This window comes from Paenibacillus sp. JJ1683, from assembly GCF_053006485.1.
In genome coordinates this window covers 4420445-4435157 of record NZ_CM129820.1, presented here as the reverse complement: position 1 = coordinate 4435157, position 14713 = coordinate 4420445, and the positions used below count along the sequence as shown (strand labels likewise).

The window sequence follows — 14713 nt, the reverse complement described above, 5'->3', positions numbered from 1 at the left end:
TGCATCTTTGCGAATGATTTTATTATCCGGAGGCTCGGGTAAACGTCTATGGCCCTTATCCAATGTGAACCGTCCGAAGCAGTTTCTTTCCATCCTACGTCATGACGAGCGGCCGGAAAGCATGCTGCAACGGATATGGAGGCAGTTGGATGAGGCGAATTTGGCAGATCAAGCCTATTTTTCTACGAGTGGAACTCAGGTCGAACTGATTCAGGGACAAATTGGTGGAGACGCTGTAGTGATTGAGGAGCCGACTCAGCGGGATACCTTCCCGGCCATTTCCTTGGCTACCGCTTACTTGCATGACATTGCAGGTGCATCACGTGACGAGATCGTGGGGGTCATGCCGGTGGATGGCTATGCGGGGGATGAATTTTTCGAGCATCTGCGCAGGCTTCCTTCCATATTAGAGCAATCAGGAAGCCATATCGCATTGATGGGGGCTGTTCCAACGGAGCCCTCAGATAAATATGGATATATTGTGCCTTCAGCTCCTTTACTTGACCAGGAATATTATAGGGTGAGTTCATTTGTAGAAAAGCCCGATCTGATTCGATCTGAAGCCTTGATCCGTGAAGGAGCCTTATGGAACTGCGGAGTGTTTGCTTTTAGACTCGGCTTTTTATTGGATGTGCTGGCGCAAATGAGTTTACCAGCCGATTATAAAACACTTTCGACAAATTACGCAGACTTGCCTAAAACCAGCTTTGATATTGCGGTAGTAGAGCACACTCGTAAGCTCTCCGTGCTCCCATATCATGGAGAGTGGAGGGACTTGGGAACGTGGGATTCGTTGGTGCGGGAAGTAAGTTCAAAGCTAAGCGGTCCCGGATATATTTCGGAAGCATCACATGACTCGCATATCATCAATGAACTGGAAATTCCGGTTAGCATCTGGAATGTCCCAAACATTATTGTTGTTGCTGGGCCGGATGGTGTGCTGGTTACGGATCGACAATCATCAACAGGAATTAAGGATATGGTGGCAGAAATTGAAATTGGACCGCGTTTTGAGGAGCGATTCTGGGGTAAGCAAACGGTCTTGTCCCATCAACAAGCGGCAAGCGGGTTACAAACGGTCACCAAACGTGTTGTCATTTCGAACGGGAGATTTATCAGCTATCATGAGCATCAGTTCCGAAAAGAGGTTTGGACCATTGTTTCAGGAACCGGAAGTGTCTGTATCAATGGGATGACACAGACAGTCAGCCCTGGTATGGTCATCGTTGTAGAACCTGGTACCAAGCATTTTATAGGTGCAGTAGAGGGAGATTTGGAATTCATTGAGTCACAAATCGGACATATCGTATCCGAAACGGATATTATTCGATATGAATTTCCCGATTCGATTGATGCTCGTACTGTATAATCGCCTGCAATATAGGAACGGATGGGTGTAAACAAGGCTTTCCGAAGCGAGTGAAGAGCGCTAGGAACTATTTTTAATCAGCTTGATGATTTGGACATTCTTAATAAAAGGTATTCATGCGTTGTTCGCTTGAATACCTTTTTTGCATGAACAACTCTATTATTCTCAATGAAATGGATAAAAAAGAGGCTTATAAAATGAGTTTTTTGGAGGTTAGCCATTCTTTTACGGCATCTGTACTGAGATCTCTTTTTGGCGTCCATTCTATTTTATCCACCAGCTTGCCGTTCCTGAATTCTGCAATCGTGGGGGTGTATTTTACGTTGTAATCTGCTTTGAACTTATTCCATTGGGATTTGTCCTTGTGAATTTTGTGAACGTTTAAAAAAGTAATTTTGGAGCCCAGATTATACTGTTCAATCATCTTGTTAAAGTTAGGCTCAAACCGATTGCAGTCGCCACAACTGGGTCTGCCAACATAGACAAATACACTTTGATCCTGCTGAATCAATTGTTTAAAACCATCCATTGTAACCGCATTCAAGTGGTCATATATTTCGGGGTAATTGCTTTTGCTCGCTTGGATCTCTTTATCTTTCTGTTGAACTACCTGCTCCAGGTCTTGAAATTTAACTACAGCTGAAATAGCGATACCAATGATAAGCAACACAATGACACTTAACCCGGCGATATATCCTTTTTTCACAGAAATCCTCCTTTTTTTACAATCTCAAACTTACAATATATGATATTTCCATTTTTCGCTGTAACACTTGTCTCATGATGTATAAAAAAGAAGCTTTCCATTAGGAAAGCTTCTTTTAGTCTGAAAGTTAAACGTTAGACTACAACGGTCAACAAGTAATCCTCACGTTTCACTTCCGTTTCCATAGTGTTCAGTACATCCAGGTATTGAGCGGAATTGGTTACGATGATCGGCGTAGTCGTTGTATAGCCTGCCGCTTTAATTTGTTCGATATCAAATTCAAGCAACAACTGTCCTTGCTTCACCACATCACCCTCTTTGACGCGTTTGTCAAAGAATTGTCCTTTCAGCTTCACTGTATTAACACCAACGTGAATCAAAATTTCCGCTCCGTCATTGGAAGTAATACCGATGGCATGTCCGGTCGGGAATACTGTCGTAATCGTTCCGTTAACCGGAGATGTCAGCACACCCTCTGTAGGATCGATCAAGATTCCTTTCCCCATAGCGCCTGAAGCAAAAGCAACATCAGAAGATTGTTCCAATGGCAGCACTTTACCTTGCAGCGGACTTACGAGGATTTCTTTTTCGATGGCTACTTCTTTTTTTACGGGTGCTGTTTCTGTTTTTGCAGCTTCTTCTTTTGGATCATCAAAGCCCAAAATCATAACCAATACAACTGCAAGTACAAAGGCAACGAGTAAGCCGATAACAACCCACAAGAACCCAGCTCCAAAATAAGTTGGCAACGCCAGTAAACTAGGCAGGGAGAAGGATTTTGCAGTTGCTCCGCCGGAAGCGATAATAGCGCCACCGATACCACCAGAAATACAAGCGTAAATGAAAGGCTTTTTCAATTTCAAAGTTACACCATAAATCGTAGGTTCAGTAATCCCGAATACAGCTGCCAGTGTAGAAGAACCAGCCAAAGCTTTCATTTGAGTATTTCGTGATTTCAGGAATACCCCCAGTGTTGCACCCGCTTGAGAAAGTACGGCTGCTGTAAGCATTGGAAGCATCGTGTCATAACCCAATGTTTGAATATTGGACAGCATAATAGGAACGAAGCCCCAGTGTACGCCGAAAATAACAAAGACTTGCCAGAATGCCCCAGCAACAGCTCCGGCAATCAATGGGCTTAAATTGTACACCCATGTAAAACCGTTCGCCAAGCCTTGGCTGATCAGGTTACCGACTGGACCAAAGGCCAAAAACGTCAACGGAACAACAACTAGCAGTGATAGCATAGGGACGATAATGTTTTTAACCGATTGATGAACAAAGGAATTAAACCAACGTTCCACATAGGACTGTACCCATACCGCGAGAATAATCGGGATTACGCTGGAACTATATTTTATCAGAATGATTGGAATCCCGAGAAAAGCCAGTTTTGCCGGATGGTCCACCGCTGCAATAACATCCGGGTAGACGAGGGCTCCAGCAACTGCGACCGATACAAAAGCATTCGTCTTAAATTTACGGGACGATGTAATAGCTAGGAATATAGGCAAGAAATAAAACACGCTGTCCGAAGCGGCGTTCAGAATGAGATACGTACCGCTTGCAGTATCAATCCAATGGAGCGACGCAATTAAGGCCATAATCCCTTTGAGCAAACCAGCTCCGGCAAGAGCACCCAAGAGAGGTGAGAAAATGCTGGAAATGATATCGACCGCTTTGCCAAGAAAATTCGTTTTTTCGGAAGATTCTTCTTTTTTCGCATTTGGATTATCTGCATCCTGCAGATTTGTTTCTGCCATCATATGCTCAAAGACCTGACCTACATTGTTACCAATGACCACTTGGAACTGGCCACTGCTTTCCACCACTGTAATGACACCAGGTGTTGCTTCCAGTGCAGCTTTGTCTGCTTTTGTGCGATCTTTTAATTTAAATCTCAAGCGTGTAGCGCAATGGAATACCGAATTGACATTCTCTTCGCCGCCAACGAGAGTCACTATTTTTTTGGATAGCTCTTTATCACTCATGTTCAGAACTCCTTAAGTGTTATTCTTGCTACTGATAGGATTTACCGTTTACATTTGTTGCTGAGATGCGCCGGCGTGCATCTTTTTAAACTTGTAAACAAGAAAAACCTAAACTCGTGGTGAAAACTGCGCACTCCTCCTATAAGGGAACGTCGATTTCACCATCAGTTTAGGTTTTGCCTGCCTTACCAGTCACAATCCATGAACGATGAGGATATAAAGTTTTTAGCCTGATATGTTATTACGCTCAGTTACCCGATGAATGTGAATCGTTAGATATACATACTCATCTTTGCTTAAATATTGATCATATGTTTTTTCCAGATACTCATTAATTTTTTGGGCACAAGCAAAAGCCTCGGTATATGTTTGCTTTACCTGGTTGTACAAAAATTCTTCACCACTGTGAATAACCTCTTTGCGAATCACTCGCATTGCAAAATATTGCAAATGGGTCAAAAATCTCGAATAGCTAAAAGAAGACTCATCCAGCACAATCCCGTAATGATACGTAATAATATTCAATATGTGTTGGACAATCTCGGTCATTTTCAGTGTAGCCTTCATCTCGTTACCATCAATCCGTGCATTCACCATATGCAGTGCAATAAATCCCGCTTCGTCTTCGCCCAATTTTACACCGAGCGTATTTTCAATTTTTTGTAGAGCATCCAGCCCAACTGCAAATTCTTTTTTGTAAAAGCGTTTAATTTCATACAGCATCGCGTTTTTGAGTGCCAATCCTTTTTCTTCCCGCTGTATGGCAAAATGAATATGGTCGGTCAATGTTAAATAAATGTTATCACTTAACTCCGTATCCAGCACTTCGGCTGCATGGGTCACGATTTCATTCACGACCTCCAGATGAGACACAGGAATATCGTTTAGCAGCTCAGTTAGTCTGGCCGTGAACTCGTTTTCATTTAACATGAAAATCTTATCTATTTTATGATCATCGACTTGGTCGCCAGCCACCTTTTTGAAGGAAATACCTCTTCCCATGACGATGACCTCTTTGCCTTTATCGTTTTTAGTCAACAGGACGTTGTTATTGAGCACCTTCTCAATAATCATTGAAGTTCCCCCTCCCATCCTTTACCAATAAAAAATGCCCAAGCACAATTCAACACTATTGTTAGCAATAGCACTCAATTGAACTCAGGCATTGCCCGCATCACCGGTCACAATCCTTCGATATAGTGCTATTGTAGCACAAAAAAAAGCGATTTCAACATATTTTATTCTCTTTCGACAAAAAATATTTCATATCAAGGCCCATTTGCCTAATTTGCAAGTCAATTGTGCCCTTAAGTGGTCGTACGCTCAATGAGACTGTATTCTAGCGAATGAAGCTCCATTTGGCGTCCAATCAGCTGAGGGGAAAGCATGAAAAAAGCATTTTCCGCCTGAGCCATAATAGGATTTTGAACCGTTGTAATGCCCATGGTGTGCGCCAGCTCCGTGTTATCAAACCCAACAATCGCCAAGTCTTCCGGTACCCTCAGCAATTGTCTGCGCGCTTCGCAGAGAATGCCCACTGCTACATAATCGTTAGCACACAAGATAGCCTCCGGAAATTCCTCCCGATGCTGTAACAAATTGCGCACGACCTGTTCGCCATCACGAATGTTATAAATAGAAGAATAGTTCCAGTGTGGCAGCATCGGCAGATTGTGTTCACTCATGATCTGCTCATAGGCTTGTTGTCTGCTGTGAGTATTGATGCTACTCGGACGACCAAAAGCATTGGCTATACGTGTATAGCCTTTTTGTATCAAATGTTTTAATGCTAACATGTATCCTTCATATTGATCCATAGCGACGGAGCGAATATCGGTATGCTCCATACGTTGCCATGCCACGATCGGTCCATATTTACAATAGGTACTCAAAAAATCAGTGTCATTCACGCAGGAAATGATGACCAGCGCATCAACTCTTTTTCTTTTTAAATCCTCGAAAGCTTGAAGCTCTTTCTTTTTGTCTTCTCCCGAAGTATAAATAATGGTTTGGAATTCATATTGGCCTGCGATTTCCACAAAGCTGTCCAGAAATGCCAGCACAATTTCATTGATAGTTGAAGTGATGATACCAATCTGAAGCGTCTGACCCTTGGATAGAGAGATCGCATTCCGATTAGGAACATAATCCAATTCCTGCATTATTTTTAAAATTTTAGCTCTGGTTTCTTGGCTTACATGGGGGGACTGATTTAACACTCTGGATACCGTAGCTTTGGAAAAGCCCGCCAGTTTTGCAATTTGATCAAGATTCGACATGATGCTTCTCCTCACCTGAGAAAAAAATACTTGACATGAAACGCGTTACAACAATTAGGATGCTTTATGAGGGCATTACGTCTATTTTAAAGCATCTGTCGATGCATTTCAAAGAAGAACGGTTACCGTTAGTTATGGATTCGTATTGCAGCACCTGACGGGTTATTGACTAAAGTGAAAACATTAAATTAAGGAAAGAGGTTTTCATACCATGACGAAGACGCTAAAAGGATTTCCGAAAAACTTCCTCTGGGGCGGGGCAACTGCAGCCAACCAATTGGAAGGTGCTTTTGACGTAGATGGAAAAGGTCTGTCCAGCGCAGACATGATAGCCTATGTACCTAAATCAGAACGTAAGAACGATCATGCTATAGAAATTTCGTCCGAACGACTGGAGGACATCTTGGCAGGGAAGGTAAACGCCCGTTTTCCAAAGCGTGAAGGTGTGGACTTTTACCACCACTACAAAGAAGATATTGCCTTGTTTGCAGAAATGGGCTTTAAAGTATTTCGGATGTCCATCCACTGGTCGCGGATTTTCCCGAATGGATATGATGCCGAGCCGAATGAAGCAGGATTGCAATTCTACGACAATGTATTCGATGAGCTGCGCAAGTATGGTATTGAGCCTTTGGTAACACTGTCGCATTATGAAACACCGCTAGGTCTGACACAGAAGTATAATGGCTGGTTGGGACGCGAAGTCGTGGATCATTACGTAAAATATGCCGAAACGGTATTTACACGCTATAAGGATAAAGTAAAATACTGGCTGACCTTTAACGAAATTAATGTCATGACTATGAGCCCGTTTACAGGCGGCGGTGTGGTTATTGACCGTGTAGAAAACAAGCAACAAGCGATATATCAAGCATTGCACCATCAATTTGTAGCAAGTGCATTGGCGACCAAACGGGGACATGAGATCATTCCGGGCGCTCAGATCGGCTGTATGCTGGCCCGCATTGAAAGCTACCCACATACGTGTAACCCAGAAGATATCCTGAAAGCACAGCATGAAAATCAAATGAACCTGTTCTTTACGGATGTGCATGCTCGTGGGGAATATCCCAACTATATGAACCGCTATTTTGAAGAAAATAATATTGTGATCCAGACAGAACCCGGCGATGCCGAAATTTTGAAAAATAACACGGTCGATTTTATCTCATTTAGTTACTATATGACCTTGACCGTATCGGCAGGGCCAGAAGGCGAAAAGGCAGCAGGGAACCTGATAGGCGGTGTGAAAAATCCGTATCTGCAGTCTTCCGACTGGGGATGGCAGATCGATCCGATCGGCCTGCGTGTTACACTGAATACGTTTTATGATCGCTATCAAAAGCCACTGTTCATCGTGGAAAATGGCTTGGGTGCGTATGATAAGGTAGAAGAAGACGGCTCTGTGCATGACACGTATCGCATTGATTACTTGCGTCAGCATATTGCCCAAATGAAGGAAGCGATTGCTGACGGTGTTGATCTGATTGGTTACACCAGTTGGGGACCTATCGACCTTGTGAGCATGTCTACGTCCGAAATGTCCAAGCGCTACGGATTTATTTACGTTGATCTGGATGATGACGGTAACGGAACGCTTCAACGCTCCAAAAAGGACTCATTTAACTGGTATAAAAATGTGATAGCAACCAACGGTGAAGAACTGTAATTCCATATCGTTTTGGCGGGTACAGCAGAGAAAATCCTCAGGATGCAATCTGCTGTACCCGCTTTTTGTATAGACACTCTATTGATTCTTTCAGAGGGCTTCACAAATTTTTCACTTGTAATAAGCTGAAATTTTTCTGTATAATGAATAAAAATTTCATATGTCTGGTTGATGTTTGCGGGAGATGGAATGAAAGTTCCAACCGAAGGGGCAAAACTCTCAGGTGCTTAGGCTGATTTACAGCAACGAGCAGGGACCGTAAACGGACAGAACTCTGGAGAGACCCTTAATTGGGCGCCGAAGGTGCACCGCAGATCACATCTGCTTAAACTCTCAGGCAAAAGGACAGAGACGCGAATAACCTGTGACAGGGATAGCCCTAGGCTTTTTATAAGCTTTTAGAGGTGAAATCCTGCACAAGATGGTTGTATTTTTTCGTGCCTTTAACCTCTCCAGGAGTCGAATCAACAGATTTGACTCTTTTTTGTTTTCTACTATGCTGGAGGAGCGGGTTGAAATGAATTTGGTACATGTGTTAGAAACGATTAGCAGTTGGATATGGGGGGCGCCTCTCATCATCCTTGTTATGGGAACGGGGTTATGGCTGACCATACGTCTAAAAATGTTGCAGGTATTCCGCCTGCCCCTGGCGATCAAGCTCATCGGTAAGGCCCCGAATGAAGGTAGCGGGGATGTGAGTAGTTTTGCGGCTTTGAGTACGGCATTGGCGGCTACCGTCGGTACAGGAAGTATTGTCGGTGTAGCAACAGCCATTAAGCTGGGCGGGCCGGGTGCCTTGTTCTGGATGGTCGTTGCAGCCTTCTTTGGGATGGCGACGAAATATGCGGAAGGTGTACTTGCGGTAAAATACCGGGTGAAGGATCGGAATGGACAATTTTCCGGCGGCCCGATGTATTATATTGAAAAAGGCCTGGGACGCCGTTTTAAACCGTTGGCGATGCTGTTTGCTTTTTCAGGGATGCTGGTAGCGTTGTTCGGAATTGGAACATTCCCTCAGGTCAAGGCGATTGTATCTTCGACTGAAAACAGTTTTGGCGTTCCGCCGATTGTAACGGCGCTGACAATTGCTGTCCTTACAGGTCTTGTGACCATTGGTGGACTCAAAAGCATTGCCAAGGTATCGACGAAGGTCGTTCCTTTTAAAACAGGCCTGTATGTATTAATTTGTATCATTGTACTGATTCGATTTGCTGACCAACTTCCTGCCGCAATTGCGCTTGTGCTTCATTCGGCATTTTCAACTACATCGGCAACCGGCGGATTTGCAGGAGCTACGATTATGCTGGCCATGCGCAGTGGGGTAGCCAGAGGTATTTTTGCCAACGAAGCTGGATTGGGGAGCGCACCGATTGCAGCCGCAGCTGCCAAAACCAAATGGCCTGCGGAACAAGGGCTGATTTCCATGACGGGTGTGTTTATTGATACGATGGTTATTTGTGTGATGACCGGGTTGACGTTACTGGTTAGCGGGGTGTGGAGCGGGCCTACCGATGCAGGCTTGATGACTCAGCAAGCCTTTTCCAGTGCATTTCCGCTGGGAGCAGAGCTGCTCACCATCATCCTGATTATGTTCGCATTCACCACCATGCTCGGCTGGAACTATTACGGGGAACGCTGTGTTGAATACTTGCTTGGGGTTAAGTGGATCAAGCCTTATCGTTATTTGTTCATTGTACTGGTTGGCGGGGGCGCGTTCATTAAACTGGATGCGATTTGGCTGCTGGCAGATATTTTTAACGCCATGATGGCTTTTCCGAACCTGATTGCACTGCTCGGCTTGTCGGGAATTGTTGTTGCAGAAACCCGGACTTATATGAATTCTTTGTATCCTAATAAGAACAAGGGTATTCTTGCTGGTGCCAATGTAGGGGCGGCTATCCAAGTAGAAGAAAAGGGACAAACGGTAAATTCATAAATACTAAAAGGGAGTATTCTCAGCCATCACAGGCTTGAGGGTACTCCTTTTTTTAGGTTATAAGACTGGTGATTACCGACATTTTATTTATTCTGAATATCTCTTAATCCATAACGTTTACGAACCTAAGAGTTATTACATGGGAGCATAATCGTAATTTGAAAATGCGAATCCGTAATAGTTGTATTTAAATAACCACCATATTTCTTTATCACTTGCTGGATGTTAAGTAATCCATACCCATGTTTTTTTAAAGGGGGATTGTATGTTTTGGTTGAGAATGCTGTATTGAGATAATTACTTTTTGAATTGCGAACATAAATCCATAGGGCAATATTATCGGTGAAAATTTCCAAATGAATTGAATGCTCTTTCTTTCTAGGAAGCTGCATTACAGCTTCAATAGCATTATCGAAAACATTACCTAAGACAATACATAGATCATGACTTCCAATACTAATATTTGCCGGGTTAATATGGATTTGATGGAAGAAAGCTATCCCACTTTTATTAGCGATGCTGAAAGTATGATTTACTAAAGCATCAATAACGAGATGTCCTGTTGTTATATGAAGTTTTGGTGAGTCTATATTTTTTAGAGTTTGGTTGATGTGATTAACACCCTCTTCCGTCCTCTGTTCTTGTAAACAAGCACGGACAAAAATTAACTGTTTTTTGAAATCATGAATACTTCGTTTGATATCACTAAGAGATCGAGTTGTTTCTTTATAACGTTTTTCTTGCATCAGCATTTGCTTTTGAAAAAAGCATGAGAGGTTTGACTTTTCTATCAACTTGTCCGTTAGAAAGACAATAATCACGTTCATTCCAAGAATACTGATGATTGACATTATAAAGAATAAATTATGTTTCATAAAAGAAAATAAACCGTAATGTATGAGCAAGTTAAACGATGTTCCTATTAATATTACAAAATAATACACAATCCCTATCTTGTATTTCCTTCCTTTTTTAAAATAATGAACTACTAGTACTGTAATAAGTATGAAGTGTAAAGAGGCGAAAAGTAAAAAAAGGTTAACTATTGGATTGGAAAAATGACTTTGCTTTGTTGTGCTAAATAAAAATAAAGAGTAATTAGAAAACGAGGTGACATTAATGTAAACGCAATGATTCAAAAAACTCACCCTTCCTGAAAACGAGAAATTATAAAACGAGCATACGCCTCACGAAGTGATTTAGCGTGAGAACGACCTACAGGGAATTCTTGTTCGTTTGACATAATAACAGAAGTAGCTGAAAACTTACGTATATGAACTAAATTCACAATTATTGACCTATGTATAAACACAAACGGATATTTTAATTGTTCATAAACCGCTTTCAACGTTCCGGAAATAAAATAGTTGTGTGAATCCGTTGCAATACAAAGTTCATTATGGATGTAATTGTTTTCACCTTTTGAGATGACTATGATCTCAGAGTGTCTCAATACAAGATGCTCAGTTTTATTTTTCACAGACAGAAAGTGGGATACTGAAGAACGCATATAATGACATAGTTTATTTATTTTTTCTACAAAGAGTTTATAAGTAAGGGGTTTAAGTAAATATTGAAATGCTTGTACTTCAAAACTTTCTAGCATGTATTCTGGATAGTTAGTTAGAAATATGATTTGAACTTCTCGGTCAGGAAAAAGGCGAATAAGTTTTGCAGTTTCAATTCCCGATAATTCCCTCATTTCAATATCTAACAAGATAATATGAAAGGGGTATCGCTCTTGTGAACTGTAAGATTTGATTAGATCTTCCCCAGATAAAAAGAATTGTAGATTAAAATCTAAGGATTCACTTACTGACATACACATGAAAAAGTGTTGTAAAATTTTATGCATTGCGGGATCATCGTCACAAACAGCAACTTGAAACAAATAGACCACCTCAAATATGTTATATAAATCCAGTATATTGTAAAAAAAGTCTATTCGAAGTGATGTTTTACATATGAAAAAAATTACCATCAGGTTATGGAATTTTTGTTAGTAAAAGTTCAAATGCATACTTATACTGTGGAGAGGACGTAGCCCAGGCGAGGAATGGATACGTTCTTCTTTATTGCTTAGAAACCTTATTTTCAGCCTTTATAAAAGTATTCAGTTAAGGCTCTACTGGTTCAGTTCGCGTCACGATAACGGCAGGAACAAGCGGTTGCACGCTCCTAGTACTTTTAATCTTTGTTGCTGTCTCAAGCAGTCTAATCCTTTACTTTCTTTGGACATATAAACAAAGAATTAACAAGTAACGTACTTTGCCATTAAAGAAATATAGGTAACAAAAATATTAATCTCACATGAAGCTGACATATTTGGTTGTTGAGATGGACTTTTTTGCATTTCAGGATACAAGCTTATTTTTTCTTTTTGCTTTATGCTACATTAAAAGCCGAGAAGGAAAAGCTATCTAGTATAGATATTGTCCAGAGAGAATAAAGTATATGAATAAACTATGAAGGTGTAGGATGGCTTTTAAATTCAGTCCGGTTTCGGATGATGGACATCTATTCTTGGTGGCTAGTGTGCACTGCGAGAATGCAATTACAACTCAGAATGAGCGTACATTTTATTTTTAAAACTTATGTGAATTTTGTCACTAGTTAATCGATTCATAATTACATAGGGACCGCATCCATTCTAAGGAGGGCTAAAATGAAAGCTTCGCAATATAACTTTATTTTTAATGACATTATTGAAAATACCGATAAAACGGTACTTTATAATTCTCGAACAGGTGCATTGGCAGTTCTTGAACCGGAGTACTATAAACAGTTTTGTGAACTTACAAACAATGGATTGGCAATAAATAATGATACTTATCTTGAAAATCTTATCGAATGTGGCTATATCGTAGAAGATAATATGAATGAAAAAGCATATGTAAAGGTAAACCTCTTAAAAAATCGGTTTGAATCTTCTAATTTAATGCTAACAATTGCCCCTACAATGGCCTGCAATTTTAGATGTGTATACTGTTTTGAGAAAGACCAATATCATAACAAAACTATGAGTCAAGAAACAGCTCAAAGTATAGTCAATTTTGTTAAAACAAATGCTAGTAAACTTGACACTCTTAATGTTACATGGTATGGCGGTGAACCCTTGATTGCAATGAAGCAGATAGTTAGGATATCGGAAGATTTTTTGGAAATATGTAAAGAAAACAATATACAATATACGGCCAGTGTCATTACAAACGGCTATCTTTTAAATAAAGAAAAAGTTCAAACGTTAATATCATGTGGAGTAAATGATATTCAAGTCACTGTTGACGGTCCTAAAGAAGTACATGATCTTAGACGCCCTTTAGTAAGTGGAAGAGGGACATTTGATGTCATAATGAATAACCTCAAGCAAATTAAAGGGATGATTAAGATATTTATGAGAATAAATACTGACCAAGACAACTGGTTGAATTTACATGAAATCGTAGGATTCTTAAAGGAAAATTCTTTATTGGAAAATGTAATACCTTATCTAGGATTAGTTACGCCGACGAATGGAAAGTATGAGGGAACTAAGTGCTTGACAGACGAGATGTATTCAAAATTTAATTTAAAATTTATGTCGGAAAATGATATCCCAATTAGTTATATTTATCCTGCACCTAAAGGTAATTATTGTTCTGCGGACAAATATAATAGTTTCGTTATTGATCCTCTTGGTCATTTATATAAATGTTGGAGCGATATTGGAATTATTGAGCAGTGTGTTGGAAATATAAATGAAGATACATCAGTGAAATGGAATACTGAGCTTCTTGGTTGTTATTTATTATATGATCCTACTGAAGATGAAAAATGTTCAGACTGTAAGTACTTACCTGTGTGTTTAGGAGGATGTCCTCACAATAGAATGGCAGACTTTAACATATGTGAGCAATATCGTTATAATTTGCAGGAGTATATTACCGAGTGCACGAAAGTATTACTGGCTGGACAATTAACGGGAAATAAGAAGGAGGTTTCTGAATCATGTTAATGCTAAAAAAAATGTGTATTGTTTTATGTGGTTTCTTACTTATGGGGATGCCATTAGGTGCTTCAAGTAATGCAGCTTCAAATGATGTTAAGAATATCAATCTAACGGCTATAAATTGTAATGTCACCGTTACAAAAACTTCAGCAAGTGATTTTAGTTATGAGTATAACAAATCCTTGTATACTGTCACTTCTACATTAAGTGGATCTACAATTTACATCACAGTAAAGGGGAAAGGCTCAGCTAACGGCATTTCCGACAGAGTTAATATTTTAATTCCTGATAAAAGTTATGAAAAAATAACGGTAGAAAGTACAAAGTCTGGAGTTTCACTTCCAGAGCTAAATACTAATCTTGATATCACAGGTGTAGATGGTTCCTCAATGTCAGTTCGGGTGCCTGTAGGATACTCAAAAGCCATTAGTTATGACAATACAAAAGGTTCAGGTTCCTTAACTTTTAGTAAAGGAGCTTCGGATTACACAGTTACAGTTAAGACGACTGCAAGTGCATTAAGTGTTCCTGCGGGATGGCCATTGTTTAGACCAAACTTAACATATAACTATATAAATGGTGCAGGTAAAGCAAAGATAAATATCACGCTTGAAAACAGTGCATTTTCTATTGCAGCTCAAAAGTGATAAGTAGCATATAGTTTTTAAACTGTATGTTATTTATATAAATTAAATTTTAAGGAGGGAAAAACTATGGACGTATTGGTAAAAAGTGCTGTACAAGTAAGTGCACATTGTCCTTTCCACGGTTCAAG

At 40.4% G+C, this 14713-nt stretch carries 11 protein-coding genes and 2 riboswitches; of the genes, 5 read left to right on the top strand and 6 right to left on the bottom strand.

All coding sequences use genetic code 11. The features are described 5' to 3' along the window. Nucleotides 1–13 precede the first annotated feature (13 nt). The gene (locus tag ACUC6J_RS18960; protein ID WP_090890481.1) at nucleotides 14–1369 is read left to right on the top strand and encodes a sugar phosphate nucleotidyltransferase; all 1356 of its coding nucleotides are present in this window, start codon (nucleotides 14–16) and stop codon (nucleotides 1367–1369) included. Between the two features lie 190 nt (nucleotides 1370–1559). Here the strand turns inward: ACUC6J_RS18960 and ACUC6J_RS18955 are convergent, their stop codons facing one another. The 4 genes from ACUC6J_RS18955 to ACUC6J_RS18940 form a co-directional block, all read right to left on the bottom strand. Further along, nucleotides 1560–2075: a thioredoxin family protein gene (locus ACUC6J_RS18955; RefSeq protein ID WP_016818604.1), complete on the bottom strand. Its 516-nt coding sequence runs from the start codon at nucleotides 2073–2075 to the stop codon at nucleotides 1560–1562. A gap of 134 nt (nucleotides 2076–2209) precedes the next feature. Then, nucleotides 2210–4066 (bottom strand): beta-glucoside-specific PTS transporter subunit IIABC, encoded by a 1857-nt coding sequence (locus tag ACUC6J_RS18950; RefSeq protein ID WP_017427395.1) that lies wholly within the window; start codon nucleotides 4064–4066, stop codon nucleotides 2210–2212. Between the two features lie 225 nt (nucleotides 4067–4291). After that, nucleotides 4292–5140 (bottom strand): BglG family transcription antiterminator LicT, encoded by an 849-nt coding sequence (gene licT, locus ACUC6J_RS18945; RefSeq protein WP_016818607.1) that lies wholly within the window; start codon nucleotides 5138–5140, stop codon nucleotides 4292–4294. Between the two features lie 233 nt (nucleotides 5141–5373). Continuing rightward, on the bottom strand, nucleotides 5374–6345 hold the full coding sequence (locus tag ACUC6J_RS18940; RefSeq protein WP_447249271.1) for a LacI family DNA-binding transcriptional regulator: 972 nt from the start codon (nucleotides 6343–6345) through the stop codon (nucleotides 5374–5376). Between the two features lie 211 nt (nucleotides 6346–6556). On the opposite strand from ACUC6J_RS18940, the gene ACUC6J_RS18935 reads away from it, so the two are divergent. Continuing rightward, on the top strand, nucleotides 6557–8014 hold the full coding sequence (locus ACUC6J_RS18935) for a glycoside hydrolase family 1 protein (RefSeq protein ID WP_016818609.1): 1458 nt from the start codon (nucleotides 6557–6559) through the stop codon (nucleotides 8012–8014). A 168-nt stretch (nucleotides 8015–8182) separates the two neighbouring features. Further along, nucleotides 8183–8267, top strand: a riboswitch (glycine riboswitch). Between the two features lie 11 nt (nucleotides 8268–8278). Continuing rightward, a riboswitch (glycine riboswitch) is annotated at nucleotides 8279–8373 on the top strand. Between the two features lie 158 nt (nucleotides 8374–8531). Beyond that, nucleotides 8532–9950 (top strand): alanine/glycine:cation symporter family protein, encoded by a 1419-nt coding sequence (locus ACUC6J_RS18930; protein ID WP_039269192.1) that lies wholly within the window; start codon nucleotides 8532–8534, stop codon nucleotides 9948–9950. A 125-nt stretch (nucleotides 9951–10075) separates the two neighbouring features. Here the strand turns inward: ACUC6J_RS18930 and ACUC6J_RS18925 are convergent, their stop codons facing one another. Together ACUC6J_RS18925 and ACUC6J_RS18920 are read right to left on the bottom strand one after the other, a co-directional pair. Then, on the bottom strand, nucleotides 10076–10696 hold the full coding sequence (locus ACUC6J_RS18925) for a sensor histidine kinase (RefSeq protein WP_225164800.1): 621 nt from the start codon (nucleotides 10694–10696) through the stop codon (nucleotides 10076–10078). 398 nt (nucleotides 10697–11094) lie between these two features. Next, nucleotides 11095–11841: a LytR/AlgR family response regulator transcription factor gene (locus ACUC6J_RS18920; protein WP_430695095.1), complete on the bottom strand. Its 747-nt coding sequence runs from the start codon at nucleotides 11839–11841 to the stop codon at nucleotides 11095–11097. Between the two features lie 774 nt (nucleotides 11842–12615). On the opposite strand from ACUC6J_RS18920, the gene ACUC6J_RS18915 reads away from it, so the two are divergent. Next, nucleotides 12616–13944 carry a radical SAM protein gene (locus ACUC6J_RS18915; protein ID WP_447249270.1) on the top strand — a complete coding sequence of 443 codons (1329 nt, stop codon included), beginning with the start codon at nucleotides 12616–12618 and terminating at the stop codon, nucleotides 13942–13944. After that, complete coding sequence (locus ACUC6J_RS18910) at nucleotides 13938–14585, top strand: hypothetical protein (protein ID WP_017427401.1); 648 nt, start codon at nucleotides 13938–13940, stop codon at nucleotides 14583–14585. The genes ACUC6J_RS18915 and ACUC6J_RS18910 overlap by 7 nt, the downstream gene beginning before the upstream one ends. Nucleotides 14586–14713: the final 128 nt, after the last annotated feature.